The sequence below is a fragment of the Streptomyces sp. G-G2 genome (assembly GCF_030063135.1).
In the GTDB taxonomy this organism is placed as follows: domain Bacteria; phylum Actinomycetota; class Actinomycetes; order Streptomycetales; family Streptomycetaceae; genus Streptomyces.
This window is the reverse complement of the sequence record NZ_JASISO010000003.1, coordinates 228,100-246,713: the sequence shown is the minus strand read 5'-3', so window position 1 is coordinate 246,713 and position 18,614 is coordinate 228,100. Positions and strand designations below refer to the sequence as shown.

The window sequence follows — 18,614 nt, the reverse complement described above, 5'->3', positions numbered from 1 at the left end:
CCTGCCCCTGCCCCGACCGTCTGCCCCGACCGTTCCGTGCGTTGATCGCATCCCGTCCGAGAGGAGGGGCTCCGTGCCCCACGTCCACATCCACCACTTCCCGCTGGAGCTGACCGCGGAGCGGCTCGCCGCCTTCGACCGGGCGGTCACGGCGGCCGTCACCGAGACCTTCGGCGTCCCCGAGAACGTCGTGTCGATCTCTCTGGAGCCGGTGGCCCCCGAGGACTGGGCCGACCGGGTCGTCACCGACATCTCCGCCCGCCGGGAACTGCTGTTGAAGGCTCCGGGCTACTGGGACGGATCGTGAGCGCCCTGGGGGGCGGCCCCCTCGGGCCGGGGGTTCCCGTCGTCCCGCTCGTGTTCACCGAGGAGGTCTCCGAGGCGCTGCACGAGGGCCGGGCGGTCGTGGCCCTCGAGAGCAACGTCATCACCCACGGCCTGCCCTACCCCGACAACTCTGCGACCGCCCGCAAGGTCGAGGACGCGGTCCGCGCCGGCGGGGCGGTACCCGCCACGGTCTGTGTGGAGGACGGCGCGATCCGGATCGGCATGACCGACGCGGACATCGACCGGTTCGCCACCCGGCCCGGGATCCCGAAGGTCTCCAGCCGGGACCTCCCGGTGGTCCTCGCCCGGGGCGGACCGGGGGCCACCACGGTGGCGTCCTCGCTGGTGGCGGCCGAGCTGGCGGGCATCCGCTGGTTCTCCTCCGCGGGCATCGGCGGGGTGCACCGGGGGGCCCAGCAGAGCTTCGACATCTCCTCGGACCTGATCCAGTTCACCCGCTCCCGGCTCGCGGTGGTCTCCGCGGGCGCGAAGATGATCCTGGACCTGGGGCTGACCCTGGAGTACCTGGAGACGCACTGCGTGCCCGTGGTGGCGTACGGGTCGGACGACTTCCCGGCCTTCTACTGCCGTACGAGCGGCCACCGCGCTCCGCACCGCGTCGACGACCCGGACGTCCTGGCGCGCGCCGTGGAGACCCACTGGGCGCTGGGCGGACGCACCTCGTTCCTGATCACCACCCCGGTGAGCGAGGCGGACGCCATCGATTCCGGGGAGGTGGACGCGGCGATCACGGAAGCGGTGGCCGCGGCGGCCCGGGAGGGGGTGTCGGGCCAGGGACTGACCAAGTACCTGATGCGCGCGGTGGACGCGGCGACCGACGGGCGGGCGGCGCGGGCCAACATGGCCGTGCTGGTGACCTGCGCGGAAGCCGCGGGCAGGCTGGCCGCGGCGCACAGCGCGGTCGTCAGGGAAGAAGAAGCCGGGCACGACGCGACGACAGGGCCATCCTCATGATCAAACTTGCCGTATTCGACCTGGACGGGACCCTCGTCGACTCGCCGCGCGCGATCGTGGACACCTTCCAGGCCGCCTTCGACGCCCTGGGTACGGAGCGGCCCGCCGCGGCCGACATCCGCGCCACCATCGGGCTCCCCCTGGAACGGGCCTTCGCCCTCCTCCTGGGCGTGGAGACGCACGAGTCCGTGGTCACCGAGGCGGTCCGGCTGTACCGGAAGTTCTTCGACACCATCGTCCTGCCGCAGGCCCCCGCACTGGTCTTCCCGGGCGTCGCGGAGGGGCTGGCGGCGCTGCGCGACGGCGGGATGCGCCTCGCCGTCGCGACGAGCAAGTTCCACGCCCCGGCGGACGCGCTGCTCACGGCGGCAGGACTGATCGAGTACTTCGCCCTGGTGATCGGCGCGGACGAGGTCTCGCGGCCCAAGCCCGACCCCGAGTCGGGGCGGGTGGTCCTCGACCGGCTCGGCTTCAGGGCGGCGGACGCCGTGGTGGTCGGCGACACCACGCACGACCTGCTGATGGCCCGGGCGGCCGGGATGCGGTCCGTCGCGGTGACGTACGGCGTCCACTCCGCGGCCGAGCTGGCCGGGGCCGAACCGACCTGGGTGGCCGACACCTTCGCGGAGGTCGTCGCCCACCTCGCGCAGGTCGTGCCGGTGGCCCCGTAACGGCGCCCGGGAGGGGCGCGGACGGGCAGGGCGGCGGGGGCGGGGCCTCGGGATGGCCAGATATGACAGAGAACCGTCATTGCGGCCATGGGCCCGAGCCGTGACGATGGACGCATGCCCACTCCCCACCGCGTCGTCATCGCGGTCTTCCCGGACGTCGACCTGCTCGACGTCACCGGCCCGGCCGAGGTCTTCGCGCTGGCCAACCGGGAGTCCGCCGACAACGCCTACGAGGTGCGGCTGGCGGGCCCCGAACCCGGCCACGTGACCACCTCGGCCGGGGTCCGGCTGGTGGTCGACCTGACCTTCGCCGAGGTCGGGGCCGCCGTGGACACCCTCCTGGTGCCCGGCGCGGTGGACCTGCGCCCGGACGGGCCCGTGCCCCGCGTGGACCCGGCGGTGGTCGAGTGGATCAGGGCCACCGCCCCGCACGCCCGGCGCGTGGCCTCGGTCTGCGTGGGCGCGCACCTGCTGGCGGCGGCCGGGCTGCTGGACGGACGGCGGGCGACCACCCACTGGTCGACCGCCGCCCTGCTGGCCGCCGAGCACCCGCGGGTCGAGGTCGATCCGGACCCGATCTTCGTCCGGTCCGGGCGGGTGTGGACCGGGGCGGGGATCAGCGCCTGCATGGATCTGGCCCTCGCCCTCGTCACCGAGGACCTGGGGGAGGAGATGGCCCTGGCCGTCGCCCGGCATCTGGTCATGTACCTCAAACGGCAGGGCGGCCAGAGCCAGTTCAGCGTGCCGCTCAGCCGTCCCCCGGGTACCCGCCGGGACATCGACGAGCTGTGCGCGTACATCGCCGATCATCTCGACGGCGATCTCTCCGCCGCCGCGCTCGCGGCCCGCATGTGCATGAGCGAGCGGCACTTCGCCCGCACCTTCCGCCGGGAGACGGGCGTCGGCGCGGCCGGTTACGTGGAGGCCGCGCGGGTGGAAGCCGCCCGCAGGCTGCTGGAGACCACCGACGAGCCGCTCGAACGCGTCGCGGCGACTGCCGGGCTGGGGTCGGTGGAGACCCTGCACCGCGCCTTCCGCAAGCAGATCGCCACGACTCCGGCCACCTACCGGCGGCGCTTCCGCAGCGCCCCGTAGTTCCCTGTAGCGCCCGCCCGTAGCACCCTTCGGCGCTGCACCAGCGGCGCAGGCTTGCCACGTGTTCATTCGTTCATTCAGTCATTCAGTCATTCAGTCATTCAGTCATTCAAGAGATGAAGGATCCCACCCCATGAGCGTCACCCCTCCCTCCGTCATGCCCTCAGCCACCCTCCGCGAGGTCGTCGGGCTCGACGGCACGCCTCCCCGACTCGGCGGCGACACGGTTCTGATCATGATCGACTTCCAGCAGACCTACCGCACCGGGGTGATGGCGCTGGAGGGCGCCGAAGCCGCCCTGGAGGCGGGGGCCCGGCTACTGGCCGCCGCCCGCGCAGCCGGTTCGCCCGTGGTGCACATCGTCAACGACGGCGGCCCGGACACCCCGTACGACATCCGGGCCGACATCGGCTCCATCAGCCGCGAGGTCGCGCCCCGGGACGGGGAGCCCGTCGTGGTCAAGCAGGTGCCGAACGCCTTCCACGCGACCGGGCTGGAGGAGACCCTGCGGGAGCTGGGCGCCGGTGCGGACCTGGTCTTCGCCGGATTCATGACCCATATGTGCGTCACCTTCACCGCCCAGGGCGCCTTCAACCTCGGCTACCGGCCCACCGTCGTCGCGGAGGCGACCGCCACCCGGTCGCTGCCCGCGTTCGACGGGAGCCCCGTCTCCGCCGCCACCCTCCAGAGCGCGAGCCTCGCCACGATCGGTGACCTCTTCGGGCTGGTGGTGCCCACCGTCGGCGACCTGTCGGCGCCGGAGGCGGTCAGCCCCTGAAGCTCTCCTTGCGCTCCGGGGAGGCCTCGGCGAGCGCCTTGGTGACGGCTTCCACGCCCGCACGCAGCCCGTACACGGGGGTTTCGGGCTGCTGGCGCCAGGAGTCGTCGAGGCCGCCCGCGTCGACGGAGTCGAAGCCGAGTTCGTCGATGAGGGCACGGACGGCCTTCTTGGCCGCGTCGTCGTCACCGGCGACCGGCAGGGCCATCCGGCCGGGGTCTCCGGCCGGGAGCGGCCTGGCCAGGATGTCCTCGGCGTACGTGCCGTTGAAGGCCTTCACCACCGGGTGGCCGAGGTGGCCCTCGGTCCAGCGGCTCTCGGTCAGGCCCTCGTCCTCGATGGCGGCGATCCGGCCGTCGCGCTGCTGCGGGTAGTAGTTGCCGGTGTCGATGACGACGAAGCCGTCGGCCGCCTCGTCGAAGAGGCCCGCGGGCAGGTCGGGCACGTTCTTCAGCGGAATGGTGACGACGACGATCTCGGCGCCGCGGGCCGCTTCGGCGACGGTCACGGGGGTGGCGCCGGTCTCCTCGGCGAGGGCGGTCAGGGTCTGCGGGCCGCGCGAGTTGGCCACGGACACCTCGTGTCCGAGGGAGGTGAGGCGGCGGGTCAGATTGCCGCCGATGTTGCCTGCTCCGATGATGCCGATCTTCATGGTGTCTCCAGTGCGTGCGGGGTGGTCAGGTCTCGCGATGATCCGAACCGCCCGTCGCCGCCCGGCATTCCCGGGATCCAGATCTTCCTCCGAACGGGCGGGCCCGGCCCAGGGGTGACCACCCGTCATGGGCTCGCGGTGCCCGGCCGGTCCGCCGATCGGTGTGCGCTCGGTGTGCGCTCGGTGGCTTCCGGCGCGTCCGGGGGGCCGGGGCGGGCGGTCCGGGCCAGGTTCGTGGCATGACCGCCACTCGCGCCCTGCCGCTGCCCGTCCCCCTGCGCCTCCCCCGCCCTCTGCCCCTGCGGCGCGCCGCCGTGCTCGCCGTCGCCCTCCTCGCCGCTCTGGCGGGTACGTCCGCCCCGCACGCCGACGCGGGCCCCGCGGCCGGGGGCCGCGCCGATGCCCGTACGACCTCCGCGTGGCTGCCGTACTGGGACACCGAGGCCGGCTACGCCTCGGCCCTGGCCCATGCCGATCAACTGCACACCGTCAGCCCCTTCTGGTACACGGCCTCGGCCGCCGACGCGATCGCGGGCGAGGCGGGCGCCGGGGACGAGCGGATCATCGACGGGCTGCACGGCAAGGGGATCCGCGTCGTCCCCACCGTCGTCGAAACCCCGGGACCGGCCGCGATGGCGGAGCTGATGGACGATCCGGCCGAGCGCGCCACCCACGTGGACGCGCTGATGGAGGTGGTGACGAGCCGGTCCTACGACGGTCTCGACCTGGACTACGAGCGGATGGCCGAGACCGGGGACGCGCGGCTGACCGAGCGGGTCCGCGAGGGCTACGACCGGCTGACCGAGGAGTTGTGCGCCCGGCTGCACGCGCTCCGCAAGACGTGCGTGGTCACGGTCATGCCCCGGCTCGACGGCGAGGGGCTCGCCTTCGACTACGCGCACCTGGGCAAGGTCGCCGACCGGGTGCGGATCATGGGCTACAACCTGCACAACGCGCTGGCCGATCCGGGTCCGCTGTCCTCGCTGGACTGGTACGACCGGTTCATCGGGTACGCCGTGGGGGTCGTGCCGCGCGAGAAGCTGGAAGTGGCGCTGCCCGCCTACGGCTGGAACTGGACGGTCGGCTCGAAGGCCCGGGCCGGGCACGTGACCAGCCGGGAGGCGGAGGCCCTGCGCGAGCGGGTGGGCGCCGCCTACACGTACGACACGGTCTCCGGCACCCCGCACTTCGGCTACACCGACGCGGCCGGGGCCGCGCACGAGGTCTGGTACCAGGACGCGCGGGGCTCGAAGGCGCACCTGGCCGTGCTGGCGCGGCACGGGGTGCGGGGCAGCGGACTGTGGGCCCTCGGTTTCGAGGACCCCGGGGTCTGGACCGCCCTCAGTGCCTGTTTCTGAACCCCAGAGCCAGGGAGTTCGGTAGCTTGGTAGCAGGCGGCGCCTGGACCAAGTTGGTGGTGACCAACTTGAGATTGATCAAGCTGTCAGGCTCTTCGGGGCCTCTGGATGACACTGCTGATGAGCAGCGCCACGGCGAACGCCACATCTTCCCCTCACGTCACGTGAGCCTCGTCGGCTTCCGTTCGGCGAGCGGTCACCGTGACCGTTCCCCGAACGCACACCCAAAGCTCTCATTTCAGACTGATAGCCCCTGACCTGCTGTGACGGGGTTCAGAAACAGGCACTCAAGGGCTGACCGCCCCCACCACTCAGGGGATGTGTTCCCATTGGCCAGGTGATCGATGTCGCGTTCCTCGCCGTCCTGGCCTCGGTGGTCGTCGGCTTCGGCTGGCTGCTGCGCCGCAAGCACCTCCAGCGCATGGCGGCCGGGCCCGCGGCGAACCCCGTCGGCATCCCGGGCATGGCCCGGCTGCCCGCCGGGGAGGGCCGCTGGCGGATGGGCCGGGTGTGCGGCGGGCCGGAGGCGGTGCGCTGGGTCCCGGAGCGCGGCCATCCGGTGGACCTGTCGGGCGCCCGGGCCACCGGGGTGCGTACGCCGTCCGTACGCGAGGCCATGGTGATCAACCCGGGCTCCCGCATCCTGACCTGTGCCTACGCGGGCGGCGCCGCGGAGATCGCCGTCATGGCCCTGGACCTGCGCGAACTCCAGGAGTCCGTACCCCCCGCCCCCGAGGGCGCCTGACCGGCTCCGCGCCGCCGGTCGGCCCGAGCGCCCCCCGGACCGGGCCAGTGACGCGCCGCGGGGGGCTTCCGGGGCGCTCAGGCGTCGCGGAGGCGGCGGCTGACTTCGCCCAGGCCGTCGGCGAGGGCGGCGAGTTGCTGCGGGGTGAGGACGTCGATCAGTGCCTCGCGCACGGCGCCGACATGGCCGGGGGCGGCCTGGGCGAGCCGCTCGCGGCCCACGTCCGTCAGGACGGCGAAGACGCCCCGCACGTCGGAGGGGCAGCTGCGGCGGCGGACGAGTCCGGCCTTCTCCATCTGGGTGACCTGATAGGTGAGCCCGCTCTTGGAGTTGATCAGCCCGTGGGCGAGTTCGGTCATCCGCAACTCGCCGTCGGCGGCGTCCGCGAGCCGGACGAGGATCTCGTACTGCGCGTGCGAGAGGCCCGAGTCGTCCTTCAGCTGCTGGTCGAGGCGCCGGTTCACCAGCGCCGAGGCGGCGAGGAAGCCCTTCCAGGCGCGCATCTCATCGTCATCCAGCCATCGAGTTTCAGCCATGTCTCCACTTTACGCCAGGTTGTTCCAATTTGAATCACGGGTTAGGGTCGGGATTCGTAGTTCAAATTCAAAACACATCGCGTCTTCCACGGCCGTCCCCACCGCGAAGGATCCCCCACGATGACCTCCACCCCCACGCTCACTCCCGAAGCCACCACCCCCTCCGGCGTCGCGCCCGCGCACCCCTTCGCGGGCAGCGGCCTGCTGATCCTGCGCCTCGTCCTCGGCCTGACCATGGCGGCGCACGGTTCCCAGAAGCTCTTCGGCTGGTTCGAGGGCGGCGGCATCAGCGGCACCGGGAAGTTCTTCACCATGAGCGGCTACCCGGCGGGCGAGAGCATGGCCGTCGTCGCCGGTCTCTCCGAGGTCCTGGGCGGGCTCGGCCTGGCGGCCGGACTGCTGACCCCGCTGGCCGGGGCCGCCGTGGTCGGCACCATGATCAACGCGATCGCGGTCAAGGGCACCGGGTCCTTCTTCGCCCCCGCGGGCATCGAGTACGAACTGCTGCTGACCGCCGCCGCGGCGGCCCTCGCGCTCACCGGGCCCGGCCGGTTCGCCCTCGACCGCTTCGTCCCGGTCCTGCGCACCCACCGCCCCGTGTACGGCGCGATCGCGGTGCTCCTGGGCCTGGTGCTGGCGGGCGCGGTGCTCCTCGCCCGCTCCTGATCCGGGGTGCGGCGGGCCGGTCCCGTTCGGGCCCGGCCCGCGCCGTCTCAGCGGGCGGTGAGGGTGTAGTGGACCTGCCCCTCGCCCTCGCCGCCGCGCTGGAACCCGGCCCGGGCGACGACCGCGTGCGAGGCGAGGTTCTCCTCGTCCACCGTGGCGTGCAGCGCGCTCAGGCCGGGCTGACCGAGGGCCCAGGCCGTCAGCGCCCGTACCGCCTCGGTGGCGTAGCCGTTGCCCCGGGCCGAGGGCACCAGGTCGTATCCGATCTCCGCGTGGCCGTCGCCGTCGGGAGCGCCGTGGAAGCCGATGCCGCCCACCGCGCGCCCGTCCTCGGCGCGGACGATCGCGTACGCGCCCCAGCCCGGCCGGTGGACCCCCGCCTCGTGCGCCTTGGTGACCATTCCGGCGGCGAAGCGGGTGCCCTCGTACGGCCCGTCCTCGGTCCACGCGAACCCGCCCGGGCCGCCCGTGTGCAGATCGGCCCCGGTCACCGGGGAGATCTCGCACAGCGCCAGCCGCTCGGTGCGGATCGGCGCGGTCTGCCAGCGCCAGCCCGCCAGCCGAGGCAGGCCCGGCAACTCGGCCCGCCCGGTGGCCCACAGCAGGGTCGGCCACGGGGAATGCGCGCGCGGCGCGTGCGGGAAGAGCCGGTCCAGGACCGCCCCGCACAGCTCCGCCGGGGGCGCCCAGTCGGTGACCCCGAGCCCACCCAGCACGTCATGGGTGTGCAGCAGCGCCTCGACGATGCCCATGGCGGCGAAGGCGTCCGCGCCTCCGGTGCCGTACGGGTGCCAGGCCCGGACCTCGGCGGGGCTCGTGGCGACGACGGCGGAGAGCAGGCCGCCGGTCGCCTCGATGATGTGGATCAGCCCGTCGGGCCCGGTCCCCGGGTCGGCCGCTATCTCGTAGGGCACGTACCCGGCGGAGGCGCGGCCGGTGAGCTGGGTCGCGTAGCCGGTGAAGTCGCTCGCCACGTGGACGACGGTGTCGTAGCAGCTCCACTCCAGCCCGGCGGCGGGCACCGACCAGTCGAGGTGCGCGACCGAGCGCAGGGCCCGCGCCGTGAGGGAGACCGCTTCGTCCACATGCTGTGCGTTCATGATCGTCATGCGCGCACCCTAGGGCTCCCGGGTCCTTTCGGGCCACCCGATAAATCAGGTCACGGACGGGCTCGGCGGGCCCGGCCAGCGGCCCGCTCAGCGGGCCCGCAGCGCGGTGGCCAGCTGGGCCCGGGACCGCACGTCGAGCTTCTGGTAGATGCGGGTGAGCCGCGCCTCCACCGTCTTGACGCTCACGAAGAGCCGGGCGGCGGCCTCCTGGTTGCTGGCGCCCTGGCCGACCAGCAGGGCGAGCCGGGTCTCGGCCTCGGTGAGCGCGGCCACGCCCGGGCACCCGGTCCCGCTCTCGGCGCCGCCCGCCGGGCCGGGCGCGCTCTCCCCGGCCAGCGCGGCCCAGGGCTTCGCCTCCGCCGCGGCGAAGATCCGGGCCGCCGAGAGCAGCGCGGCGCGGGCTGGGGCGCGGCGGCGCCGACGGCGTTCCACCCGGGCGACGGCGAGCAGGGTCCGGCCGTGCTCCAGGGGCAGTTCGAGGCGGTCGAACCGCTCGGCGGTGGCTTCGAGCAGGGCGACGGCCGCGTCGGCCTCGCCGCGCGCGGACAGGCACAGGCCGAGGGCCCGGTCGAGGGCGGCGACCACGCTGGTGCGGCCCAGGCCGAGGGCGACCGTACGCACGGATCCGGCCAGTTCGGCGGCCTCGTCGGTGGCGTCGGCGGCGACCAGGGCCTCGGCGAGTTCCCCGTGCCAGCGCAGGATGGAGGGATCCACGACCTGCTGGGCCGCCTCCAGGGCCGCGACGCGGCGCAGGGTGGTCACGGCCTTGGTGGTCTCGCCCGTGGCCAGTTCGACCTGGCCGAGGGCGAACAGGCTGCGCGAGAGGAACACCTGGTCGTGTTCCTCCTCGGAGGCCTGGATGCCGCGCCGGGCGTATCCGGCGGCGCGCGCGAAGCTGCCGCCCATGGCCTCGGCCGAGGCCGCGACGTACCAGGCGGGGCCGGGCGAGAGGCCCGCCTCGATGGTCAGTTCCAGGGCGCGGCGGGCGTGGGCCATGCCCGCCGCGCAGCGGCCGCGGCGCAGTTCGGCCTCGGTGAGGCTGCGCAGTACCTCGAAGACGTCCTCGGCGGAGCCGGTGCGCCGTACGGCGGGCAGCAGGACCAGGAGCTGCTCGCGGGCGTCGGTGAGCCGGTCGTCGAAGAGGGCGTGGCGGACGGCGAGGTACTGCGGGGCGTTGCGCATGCCGAGCGGTACCTCGGGGGCGGGCAGGGTGAGGGCCTCGGCCAGGATGTCCTCGGCGGCCGGGTCGCCCAGGATCCGGCCCATCCGGGCCCGCACGGTCAGGGCCATGGCCTCGGCGACCTGGTCCCCGCCTATGGCGGCCAGTACCCCCGCTTCGGCCGCGGCGGCGCGGGAGCGGACGGGGTCGCCGTCGGACAGGTTGAGCTTCCAGGCGATCCGCAGTTGTACGGCGGCCTGGAGCGCGGGGTCGGCGGCGGCGTCGTCGCGGGCATGGGCGAAGGTCTCGTCGAGGTCGGCGAGGGCCTGCCCGGCCGCGTCGATCACGGCGAGCCGGGCCCGTACCCGGTCGGCGGGCGGGGCGTCGCGGGCCAGGACGAGACGGGCGGCGCGGCGGGCGAGGTCGGCGCGGCCCGCCCAGCCCGCATCCTCCGCGGCGCCGACCAGCCGGGCCAGTTCGGCGGCGGCCCGGCCCGGCGGGGTGCGTTCCGCGGCGAGCAGGCCGAGTTCGGCGGCCAGGGCGCGTCTGCCCCGGCGGCGGCAGTCCGCGGCGGCCTCGGTGATCTCGGCGGCGAGCGCCTCGTCGGGGGTGTCCACGGCCAGGGCGCGGTGGCGGACCGCCTGGACGGGGTCGTCGACGGCGGCGGCCAGCGCCGCGTGCCCGGCGGCCCGTTCGGGCCAGCCCGCGTCGGCCGCGAGGGCGGTGGGCAGCGCTCCAGCGGTGAACTCGACCGTGCCGTCCTCTCGTACGGTCACCAGCGCGGCCCGTTCGGCCTCGGCCAGCTCGGCCTCCGCGTCGGGGCGGCCCGCCCGGCGGAGCAGGGCGGTGGTGGGCCGGGCCGCGAGGGCGGCGAGCAGCAGGGTCCGGTGGGCGCGCGCCGGGGCTTCGGCGAGCAGCCTGCGCGCCACCTCGCGGGCCTGGCCGGACAGGGGCAGGGTGTCGGCGTGGTGCGCGGCGCCGTCGCGGGCCTCGGCGAGGGAGTGCCCGAAGGCGAGGGCGAGGCGCGGGTTGCCGCCGCTGGCCTGGTGGATCCGCCCGGCGAGGCGGGCGGGCAGGCCGTGGCGTACGAGGAGTTCGGCGACCTCGTCGGCGCCGAGCGGCGGCATCCGGACCGCGGGGGTGCCGGGCCCGCAAAGGGTTTCGGCGACGGGGGCGCCGCCCTGGACGCATTCGGCCACCAGGACCCGGACGGCGCGCGGGGTCAGGCGCAGCGCGAAGCGGAGCAGGTCGGTGGTCTCGGCGTCGAGCCACTGGGCGTTGTCGAGGACGAGAAGGAGGGGGTTCCGGTCGGCCAGGGCGCGGAGCACCTCGACCACGGCGAGGCGCAGGGCCACGTGGTCGCGTCCGGCGCGCGGGGCGTCGGCCTCGCGGCGGAGCTGGGCGATGGCGGTGCGCTGGGGCGGGGCGAGCCGGTCGAGCGCGGTGCGGGGGACGGAGGCGAGCAGGGCGGCCGCGGAGGCCTCGGGTATCCACTGGTCGGCGGCTTCGGGCGCGAGCCGGAGCACGCGTTCGCGGCGGCCGGTGGCGGCCGCCGCGATCGCGCGCAGTACCTCGGTCTTGCCCGAACCTGCCGGTCCGGTGAGGACGGCGCGGCCGTGCGTGGTCAGCGCGCGGTCCACCGTCTCGATCAGTTCACCGTGCCCGACGGTCGTGTCAGCGTTCCCCATCGCCGCCACGCACAGCCACCAGCCTCTCGGTCCCCAGTTCCTGTGCTGCTTCTGTGAGCGCGACAATACGAGGTCGGCCGCCGGGCGGACCCGGATTGTGACGCAGAAATCAGTCAGGTGACCGGAAAGCCCGCCGGAGCCGCCCTTACGCGGTGTATTGGCAGGTCCGGGGGGTGGCTTGGTCCGTACTATCGGCCCGTCAGAGCGGCTGGTTCAGTGCCCGGGACCGGTTCGGGAGCCGGGCCGGAGGTCGGGCCGGAGGCCGGTTCGGGAGCCGGGGCGGTCCGAGGACCGGGGCCGGTTCAGAAGCCGAGGCTCCAGGAGTCGATGAAGCCGGTGTCGGCGGCGGCGACGTCCTGGACCTTGAGCTGCCAGGTGCCGTTGGCGGGCAGCGCGGACGCGTCGACGGTGTAGGTGGTCAGGATGTTGTCGGCGCTGTCGCCGGAGGAGTTCTGCAGGCGCTTGACGACGACGCCGCCGGGGCCGACCAGGTCGATGACCAAGTCACCGCGGTAGGTGTGCTTGATGTCGACGGACACCATGAGGGTCGCCGGGGCATTGCCCGTGCGGCCCGAGACGGTGATCGAGGAGGAGACGGCCCCGCCGTTGTCCGGGATGGCGACGTCGGTGGTGTTCTCGTAGGCCTGGGCGGGCGGGGTGGAGCTCACGGCGGTCACGGTCGCGGCCGCGTCGGCCAGACCGGCTCCGCAGCCACCGGTGCAGGTCCCCGCGAGCGGGCGGGCATTGGCCTTGATGGCCGACTCGACCTGGGCCGGGGTGAGGGAGGACTTGGCGGAGACGAGCAGCGCGGCGAGACCGGCGATGTGCGGGGCGGCCATGCTGGTGCCCTGGTAGGGCTTGTAGATCTCGGCGCCGGGGGTGGTGGTGCCCGCGTTCAGCGAGGAGAGGATGCCGTTCTCGGGGGTGGTGACGGTGCCGGGCGTGTCGGTGGCGCGGCGGGTCTCGCCGCCCGGGGCCGCGACGTCGACCAGGGAGCCGAAGTTGGAATAGAAGGAGCGGTCACCGGTGCGGTTGGTCGCCGCGACGGTGATCACGTTGCTGCAGCTGGCGGGCGTGAAGCCGCTCGCGTCCGCGTTGCTGTTGCCCGCGGCGACGACGACGGTCGTGCCGCGCGCGACGGCCGAGTTGATGGCGTTCTGGTAGCTGGTGCCGCAGGCGCCGGAGCCGCCGAGGCTCATGTTGATGACCTTGGCCGGGGTGGCGTTGGCCGGGACGCCGGGGACGCTGCCGCCGGAGGCCCAGGTGATGGCGTCCACGATGTCCGAGGTGGCGCCGCCGCACTTGCCGAGCACCCGGACGGGCTGGATCTTCGCGCCGTAGGCGATGCCCGCGATGCCCTTGCCGTTGTTGGTGGCGGCGGCGATGGTGCCCGCCACGTGGGTGCCGTGCCAGGAGGAGTCACTGGCCTTGGAGCCGGTGCCGCACTCCTCGGCCGCGCTCCAGTCGCCCTGGTCGGCGGGGTTGCTGTCCCGGCCGTTGCCGTCACGGGCCGCGGTGGAGCTGGAGATGAAGTCGTATCCGGCGACGATGTTCGGCGCCACGTCGGAGTGGGTGACGTAGCCGGTGTCGATGACGGCGACGGTGACGCCACTGCCGGTGGCCTTGGCCCAGGCGCCGGGGACGTTCATGCCCGCGGTGGGCTCGAAGAGGTCCCACTGCTTGGCGTACTCGGTGTCGTCCGGGGTGGCCATGGCGTAGGCGCGGGAGTCGGGCTCCACGTAGGCCACGTCCGGGTCGGAACGGAACTGGGCGATCACGCCCGCCGCGTCGGCGGGGGCCACGGCGCCGCCGAGGTTGACCAGCGCGGCTCCGGTGCCGAGACGGCGCTCGAACGTCGTCCTCTTGCCGGTCTTCTTGCCCTTGGCGACGGCGTCATCGGCCGCGGCGGTGTTGGAACTCGCCTCGGTGGCCGAGGACTTGTATCCGACGATCAGGTTCTCGACGGGGGCCGGGGTGGTCGGGCCGACGGGGGCCGCGGCGGCCGCGGCGGGCGCGGAGGCGGGGTGGCCGAGGGCCATCGAGGTGGTGGCGGTACCGCCGAGCAGGGTGACGGACATCGCCACCACGGATATGAGCCTACGTCTGGACGCGTGCACGGTGTTCCCTTTCGCGGGCCGTCCCCGGCAGGCCGGGGACGGCCGGTGTGGAGCTGTGTGGGAGGTTGCGTGGGGGGAGGTAGGGGAGGAGGCACGGTGCCCGCACGACGGTGTGCGCGGCGGTGGACGGGATACGGGGAGGCACCCGGGGAGGGGTGGGGCGTGTGGGGTGTGGGGTGGGGTGTGTGGGGCAGGGCCCGCCTCGCGGGCGGCGGCGGCCGGAGAGGGCTCCTCAACGCGCCCCGGCCACCACCGCTCGCCACGTGACCCCGCCCGCGTCGACGGGGCGGGGCAACGGCGGTACCGGGGAGCGCCGGGTCGCGCAGCCGCGCGCCAAGTGGGGTTGGCGTCGCTGGTGTTCGGTCCCGGGCGACATCGCCGGTGGGCAGACAGTAGGCAACGCGGGGATGAACTCGATACGGGGAAAACCCTTGCTCACCCCCCTGCCGCTCCCCCGCGGCCCTCGGGCCGGGGCCGCCGGGCCGTCCGTGAGACGCGGTTGACCGCGGGGCCCGCGAACGGCAACCGTGACCGTCATGGGGACTGAACGCCGACTGCTCGCGCTGCTGATCTGCCTGCTGCTCGGCGGCGGACTGACGGGCGCCGTGCTGGGCGCCTCGCGGGCGGCCGACGCGGCGCGGCGGCCGGGCGCGCACGGGGGCCCGGCCGCCGGACCGGCGGACACGGGGGGCGCGGGGGGCGCGGGCGCGGGGGGCTCGGCGGGCACGGCACACGCCGGGTCCGCCGCCGACCGGCCCGCGCCCGGCGACTTCGTGGACATCCGCGAGGTCCCGCCCGGTCCCGGCGACCCCGGCCCGCTCGGGCCCGACGCCTCGACGGGCACGGCGGACGTCGACTGCGGCCGCGACGAGGAGGGCCACTACAACGAGGACAACCTCGTCGTCTCCCCGGGCCTGCGCGCGGGCGCCCACCACACGCACGCCTACGTCGGCAACCTGTCCACCGACGCGCTGTCCACGGACGGCTCCCTCGCCGCGGCGCCCACCAGCTGCCGCGACGGCGACCGGTCGGCGTACTACTGGCCGGTGCTCCGCCGCCAGGACAGGCCCGGCGTCCGGCCGCGGGAGAGCGCGGCCGGACACGGGAACACGGGCGCGATCCTGCCCGAGGCGGCCGTCTCCCTCCGGTTCCTCGGCAACCCGGCGGGCAAGGTCGTAGCGATGCCCCGGTTCCTGCGCGCCATGACCGGCGACCCCGTCGCCCGTACCGCGGACAGCGACGCCGAGGTCCGGGCCCGCTGGGGCTGTTCGGGCTCGCCCGACCGGTCCACCACCCGCTACCCGCGGTGCCCCGGTGGTGAGCGGATCACCCGCACGCTGACCTTCCCCAGCTGCTGGAACGGCCTGGACACGGCCGCCTTCGACCATCGTTCGCACCTGGTGTTCCCTGGCGCGGGCGGCATCTGCCCGGCCGCCACCTTCCCGGTGCCCGAGCTGCGGATCTCCCTCGCCTACGCCGTCGCTCCGGGCGTCCCGGTCGCCCTCGACTCCTTCCCCGAACAGCGGCACGGCCCGGAGACGGACCACGCGATGTTCGTGAACGTGATGACCGACGCCGCGATGGCGCGGATCGTGTCCTGCCTCAACGAGGGCCGCCGCTGCTGACGGCCGGTGTGACGCGGGCCACGTGAACCCGGGGCGTCCTGGCGGCGTGTACGGACCGCACCACGCACGCGAGGAAGACGGAGAGGGTGAGATGGCCGGACCACTGTGGCCCCGCGGTCGGCGGGGCTCGACCGACGAAGCACTGATCAGGTCGGTGTACGAGGAGCACGGCCACGCCCTGCTCGCGTACGCGACCCGGCTGACCGGAGACCGCGCCACCGCCGAGGACGTCGTCCAGGAGACGTTCATCCGCGCCTGGCGGCATGCGGACGTACTGGTGAACGGAAAGGGTTCGGTGCGCGGCTGGCTGCTCACCGTGGCCCGCAACATCATCACGGACCGCTTCCGGGCCCGGGCGGCCCGGCCGAAGGAGGTGTCCGGTTCCGCCGCCATGCCCCCGGTGGAGCTGGACCATGCCGATTCCGTGGTGGACTCCATGACCGTACTCGGCGCCCTGGACCAGCTCTCCCCCGAACACCGGGACGTCATAACGGAGTTGTACTACCGGCAGCTGAGCGTGGCCGAGGCCGCCGACACCCTCGGGATCCCCGCGGGCACGGTCAAGTCCCGCTCGCACTACGCCCTCAAGGCGCTGCGCGAGGCGTTCCGGGAGGCGGCCGGCGCCGACCACGGCAGAGCGGGCAAGGACAATCGGGGCAGCAGAGGCAACCGACCGGGCAGGCCGCCCCAACAGCCCGGACTGCGAGAGGTGGTGGCATGAACCGGGAGGTGCACGAGGAGGAGCTGCTCGGCCCGTACGTGCTCGGCGTACTCGACGACGGCGAGGCCCGTCGGGTCGAGGAGCACATGAGCGGCTGTGTGCGGTGCCGTGAGGAGGTGGCCGCGTTGCGCGAAATGGAGGCCGCGCTCGGCGAGGTCCCTGAGGAGGCGTTTCTGGAGGGGCCGCCGCAGGGCGGTGACCTGCTGCTCCAGCGCACCTTGCGGCAGATGCGGAGCGAGCGGGAGGCCGCGGCGCGGCGCCGCACGGGTGTCGTGGGGCTGGTGGCCGCGGCCGCCCTCGCCGGCGTGTTCTGGGCCGGTACGGCGCTGGCCGGACCGGACGCCGGGCCCGTGGCCCAGGGCCCGCCACCGACCCCGACGGTGTCGGCCCAGCCGTCGCCGCCGCCCGTGGGCGTCAGGGTGGCCTCGGCGACCGATGCGGGGACCGGCGCGCGGGCGACCGTACAGCTGACGCCCGCCGCCACATGGGTGCGGCTGCACGCGGCGGTGACCGGGATCCCCGCGGGGGAACGCTGCCTGCTGGTGGTGGTCGCCCGGGACGGTACGCGCACCACGGCGGGCAGTTGGGTCGTCGGCAGCCAGGAGAACGGCTCGGGCAAGGGCGCGGCGCTGGACGGCTCCGCCGCCGTGGACCCCGGGCAGGTCAAGGAGATCGTGGTGCAGAACGAGGCGGGCACGTCGTTCGTGACCGTACCGCTGGCCGCCTGAGCGGGCGGTGCGGACGTGCGGGAGCGCCGGTCGGGGCACAGCCCTGACCGGCGCTTTCGCGTACCGGCGGCGAACCGCGCGGGGAGCGGCCGGGCGGACCGCAGGACTTTCCCCGATTCCGTTGAACCGGCTCCCGGGCCACCGCGTGTTTCCGGTGCCGACAGAGTGAAACGAACCACCGGATTACGGGAGTTGTCATGAGGAACCTGCGCAAGCTCACCCTCGCCGGAGCCGCCACCGCGCTGCTCCTGGGCGCGACGGCCTGCGGAACGCAGGCGAACGGTACGGCGGCCAAGGGCGCCGACGCGCAGGTCCCGGCGGCGGCGCAGTCGGCCGCCGCCGACCCGTACGGCTACGGCGACGGCGGCGCGAGCCCCGCCGGGACCGCCTCCGGGCCGCTCGGCGTCCGCACGGACGCCACGCTCGGCCAGGTCGTGACGGACTCCGCCGGGTTCACGCTCTACCGCTTCGACAAGGACACCGCGAAGCCCGCCTCCACCTCGGCGTGCGCCGGTGACTGCGCCAAGACCTGGCCGCCGGTCCCGGCCACGGGCACCACGGCGGGCGCCGTCCCCGCCACCGCCGTGGCCTCCTTCAAGCGCGCGGACGGCGCGGAGCAGCTGACCGTCGCGGGCTGGCCGGTGTACCGCTTCGCCAAGGACACCGCTCCCGGCCAGACCAACGGCCAGGGCGTGGGCGGCACGTGGTTCGCCGTCACGCCGGAGGGCAAGAAGGCGGGCCAGGCCCCGGCGGCGGCGCTGCCGTCCCTCTCGTTCGTGGAGAACAAGACGCTGGGCAAGATCCTCCGGGACGGGCAGGGCCGTACGCTGTACCGCTTCACCAAGGACACCGCGTGGCCGATGAAGTCCGCGTGCGAGGGCGCCTGCCTGGACACGTGGAAGCCCGCCCAGCTCGTGGACGGGACCAAGGTGGAGGGCATCGAACCGAAGCGGCTCGTCCCGTACACCCGTACGGACGGGTCCAAGCAGCTGACCATCGACTGCTGGCCGCTGTACTGGTTCACGGGTGACCAGAACCCCGGCGACACCAAGGGCCAGGGCGTGGGCGGCACGTGGTTCGCCGTGAACCCCGAGGGCAAGCCCGTCAGGTGACGCCGGTCCTGCCGGGGTGCGTCCATCGGGCGGGAGGCGGGAATCCTTGTGCCACACTGGGGATCGACGGGCAGCTGCCGTTTCCGCCCCGTCCATGTCCTCCCACGAGCGCCGCCCGCGTGAAACGCGCTGGTCAGCGAGCGCGCCGGCTGACAGAATAAAACGGTTTCAGACCACCCCAGGAGGACACATGGCAGACACAGCAGACACCCCGGAGGACACCACTCCCGCCGAAGAGGCCAAGCGCAAGTTCCGGGAGGCCCTGGATCGCAACGAGCGCAACGCCCAGTCGCAGCAGGCGCACCAGAGCCGCGCGAAGATCAATGGTGGCAGCACCGGTGGGGCACCCGGCAAGAACAAGAAGGTCCGCCGCAAGACTGGCTGATCCGTGGACACGGTCCGCTCCCCGCTGACGGCGGGGGCGCTGCCGCTCCGGCGCCTTCGGGCCCGCCGGGGCGGCATTCGTGTGTCACGGCGCCACCCAGGGTGCCGTACCGGACAGGATGGGCCATTTTCAGCCATTTCGCTCGGCGTGAGAACCGTCCGCCCCAG

Annotated in this window: 18 protein-coding genes; 13 read left to right on the top strand and 5 right to left on the bottom strand. The window is 74.1% G+C overall.

Features of this window, described 5'->3' with window-relative positions; genetic code table 11:
- Window positions 1-73: 73 nt before the first annotated feature.
- From QMF80_RS04190 to QMF80_RS04170, 5 genes are all read left to right on the top strand, one after another.
- Window positions 74-307 carry a tautomerase family protein gene (locus QMF80_RS04190; RefSeq protein ID WP_283449527.1) on the top strand — a complete coding sequence of 78 codons (234 nt, stop codon included), beginning with the start codon at window positions 74-76 and terminating at the stop codon, window positions 305-307.
- Window positions 304-1,302, top strand: a complete 999-nt coding sequence (locus QMF80_RS04185) for a pseudouridine-5'-phosphate glycosidase (RefSeq protein ID WP_283449526.1) — start codon at window positions 304-306, stop codon at window positions 1,300-1,302. The genes QMF80_RS04190 and QMF80_RS04185 overlap by 4 nt, the downstream gene beginning before the upstream one ends.
- Complete coding sequence (locus tag QMF80_RS04180; RefSeq protein WP_283449525.1) at window positions 1,299-1,973, top strand: HAD family hydrolase; 675 nt, start codon at window positions 1,299-1,301, stop codon at window positions 1,971-1,973. The genes QMF80_RS04185 and QMF80_RS04180 overlap by 4 nt, the downstream gene beginning before the upstream one ends.
- A 114-nt stretch (window positions 1,974-2,087) precedes the next feature.
- Window positions 2,088-3,068: a GlxA family transcriptional regulator gene (locus tag QMF80_RS04175; protein ID WP_283449524.1), complete on the top strand. Its 981-nt coding sequence runs from the start codon at window positions 2,088-2,090 to the stop codon at window positions 3,066-3,068.
- A 133-nt stretch (window positions 3,069-3,201) separates the two neighbouring features.
- On the top strand, window positions 3,202-3,846 hold the full coding sequence (locus QMF80_RS04170) for an isochorismatase family protein (RefSeq protein WP_283449523.1): 645 nt from the start codon (window positions 3,202-3,204) through the stop codon (window positions 3,844-3,846).
- On the opposite strand, the gene QMF80_RS04165 is transcribed toward QMF80_RS04170, so the two are convergent.
- On the bottom strand, window positions 3,836-4,627 hold the full coding sequence (locus QMF80_RS04165) for an NADPH-dependent F420 reductase (protein WP_283449522.1): 792 nt from the start codon (window positions 4,625-4,627) through the stop codon (window positions 3,836-3,838). The two genes, QMF80_RS04170 and QMF80_RS04165, sit on opposite strands and share 11 nt — an antisense overlap.
- 110 nt (window positions 4,628-4,737) lie before the next feature.
- On the opposite strand from QMF80_RS04165, the gene QMF80_RS04160 reads away from it, so the two are divergent.
- Together QMF80_RS04160 and QMF80_RS04155 are read left to right on the top strand one after the other, a co-directional pair.
- On the top strand, window positions 4,738-5,856 hold the full coding sequence (locus QMF80_RS04160) for a glycosyl hydrolase family 18 protein (RefSeq protein WP_283449521.1): 1,119 nt from the start codon (window positions 4,738-4,740) through the stop codon (window positions 5,854-5,856).
- A gap of 337 nt (window positions 5,857-6,193) precedes the next feature.
- Window positions 6,194-6,601 (top strand): hypothetical protein, encoded by a 408-nt coding sequence (locus QMF80_RS04155; RefSeq protein WP_283449520.1) that lies wholly within the window; start codon window positions 6,194-6,196, stop codon window positions 6,599-6,601.
- Between the two features lie 77 nt (window positions 6,602-6,678).
- On the opposite strand, the gene QMF80_RS04150 is transcribed toward QMF80_RS04155, so the two are convergent.
- Entirely contained in the window at window positions 6,679-7,137 is a 459-nt protein-coding gene (locus tag QMF80_RS04150; protein ID WP_283449518.1) for a MarR family winged helix-turn-helix transcriptional regulator, read from the bottom strand.
- A 120-nt stretch (window positions 7,138-7,257) separates the two neighbouring features.
- On the opposite strand from QMF80_RS04150, the gene QMF80_RS04145 reads away from it, so the two are divergent.
- On the top strand, window positions 7,258-7,803 hold the full coding sequence (locus QMF80_RS04145) for a DoxX family protein (RefSeq protein WP_283449516.1): 546 nt from the start codon (window positions 7,258-7,260) through the stop codon (window positions 7,801-7,803).
- 47 nt (window positions 7,804-7,850) lie between these two features.
- On the opposite strand, the gene QMF80_RS04140 is transcribed toward QMF80_RS04145, so the two are convergent.
- The 3 genes from QMF80_RS04140 to QMF80_RS04130 form a co-directional block, all read right to left on the bottom strand.
- Entirely contained in the window at window positions 7,851-8,912 is a 1,062-nt protein-coding gene (locus QMF80_RS04140; RefSeq protein ID WP_283449514.1) for a GNAT family N-acetyltransferase, read from the bottom strand.
- 87 nt (window positions 8,913-8,999) lie between these two features.
- The gene (locus QMF80_RS04135; RefSeq protein ID WP_283449511.1) at window positions 9,000-11,759 is read right to left on the bottom strand and encodes a helix-turn-helix transcriptional regulator; all 2,760 of its coding nucleotides are present in this window, start codon (window positions 11,757-11,759) and stop codon (window positions 9,000-9,002) included.
- Window positions 11,760-12,061: 302 nt separating this feature from the next.
- The gene (locus tag QMF80_RS04130) at window positions 12,062-13,837 is read right to left on the bottom strand and encodes a S8 family serine peptidase (protein ID WP_283449617.1); all 1,776 of its coding nucleotides are present in this window, start codon (window positions 13,835-13,837) and stop codon (window positions 12,062-12,064) included.
- A gap of 575 nt (window positions 13,838-14,412) precedes the next feature.
- Here QMF80_RS04130 and QMF80_RS04125 point away from each other — a divergent pair.
- The 5 genes from QMF80_RS04125 to QMF80_RS04105 all read left to right on the top strand — a co-directional run bounded on the left by QMF80_RS04125 (window position 14,413) and on the right by QMF80_RS04105 (window position 18,447).
- Window positions 14,413-15,501: a DUF1996 domain-containing protein gene (locus QMF80_RS04125; protein ID WP_283449509.1), complete on the top strand. Its 1,089-nt coding sequence runs from the start codon at window positions 14,413-14,415 to the stop codon at window positions 15,499-15,501.
- Between the two features lie 91 nt (window positions 15,502-15,592).
- A complete protein-coding gene (locus tag QMF80_RS04120; RefSeq protein WP_283449507.1) occupies window positions 15,593-16,222 on the top strand; it encodes a sigma-70 family RNA polymerase sigma factor in 630 nt (209 codons plus the stop codon).
- Complete coding sequence (locus QMF80_RS04115) at window positions 16,219-16,950, top strand: zf-HC2 domain-containing protein (protein ID WP_283449506.1); 732 nt, start codon at window positions 16,219-16,221, stop codon at window positions 16,948-16,950. Before QMF80_RS04120 ends, QMF80_RS04115 begins: the two co-directional genes overlap by 4 nt.
- 197 nt (window positions 16,951-17,147) lie before the next feature.
- On the top strand, window positions 17,148-18,062 hold the full coding sequence (locus QMF80_RS04110) for an SCO0930 family lipoprotein (protein WP_283449505.1): 915 nt from the start codon (window positions 17,148-17,150) through the stop codon (window positions 18,060-18,062).
- Between the two features lie 190 nt (window positions 18,063-18,252).
- Window positions 18,253-18,447, top strand: coding sequence for a DUF5302 domain-containing protein (locus QMF80_RS04105; RefSeq protein ID WP_283449504.1), 195 nt, complete (start codon window positions 18,253-18,255; stop codon window positions 18,445-18,447).
- Window positions 18,448-18,614 lie beyond the last annotated feature (167 nt).

Coding starts and splice junctions, on each gene's coding strand:
- QMF80_RS04180 (WP_283449525.1), top strand. CDS start 1,299: ATGATCAAACTTGCCGTATTCGACCTGGACGGGACCCTCGTCGACTCG.
- QMF80_RS04175 (WP_283449524.1), top strand. CDS start 2,088: ATGCCCACTCCCCACCGCGTCGTCATCGCGGTCTTCCCGGACGTCGAC.
- QMF80_RS04170 (WP_283449523.1), top strand. CDS start 3,202: ATGAGCGTCACCCCTCCCTCCGTCATGCCCTCAGCCACCCTCCGCGAG.
- QMF80_RS04165 (WP_283449522.1), bottom strand. CDS start 4,627: ATGACGGGTGGTCACCCCTGGGCCGGGCCCGCCCGTTCGGAGGAAGAT.
- QMF80_RS04160 (WP_283449521.1), top strand. CDS start 4,738: ATGACCGCCACTCGCGCCCTGCCGCTGCCCGTCCCCCTGCGCCTCCCC.
- QMF80_RS04150 (WP_283449518.1), bottom strand. CDS start 7,137: ATGGCTGAAACTCGATGGCTGGATGACGATGAGATGCGCGCCTGGAAG.
- QMF80_RS04145 (WP_283449516.1), top strand. CDS start 7,258: ATGACCTCCACCCCCACGCTCACTCCCGAAGCCACCACCCCCTCCGGC.
- QMF80_RS04140 (WP_283449514.1), bottom strand. CDS start 8,912: ATGACGATCATGAACGCACAGCATGTGGACGAAGCGGTCTCCCTCACG.
- QMF80_RS04135 (WP_283449511.1), bottom strand. CDS start 11,759: ATGGGGAACGCTGACACGACCGTCGGGCACGGTGAACTGATCGAGACG.
- QMF80_RS04130 (WP_283449617.1), bottom strand. CDS start 13,837: ATGTCCGTCACCCTGCTCGGCGGTACCGCCACCACCTCGATGGCCCTC.
- QMF80_RS04125 (WP_283449509.1), top strand. CDS start 14,413: ATGGGGACTGAACGCCGACTGCTCGCGCTGCTGATCTGCCTGCTGCTC.
- QMF80_RS04120 (WP_283449507.1), top strand. CDS start 15,593: ATGGCCGGACCACTGTGGCCCCGCGGTCGGCGGGGCTCGACCGACGAA.
- QMF80_RS04115 (WP_283449506.1), top strand. CDS start 16,219: ATGAACCGGGAGGTGCACGAGGAGGAGCTGCTCGGCCCGTACGTGCTC.
- QMF80_RS04110 (WP_283449505.1), top strand. CDS start 17,148: ATGAGGAACCTGCGCAAGCTCACCCTCGCCGGAGCCGCCACCGCGCTG.
- QMF80_RS04105 (WP_283449504.1), top strand. CDS start 18,253: ATGGCAGACACAGCAGACACCCCGGAGGACACCACTCCCGCCGAAGAG.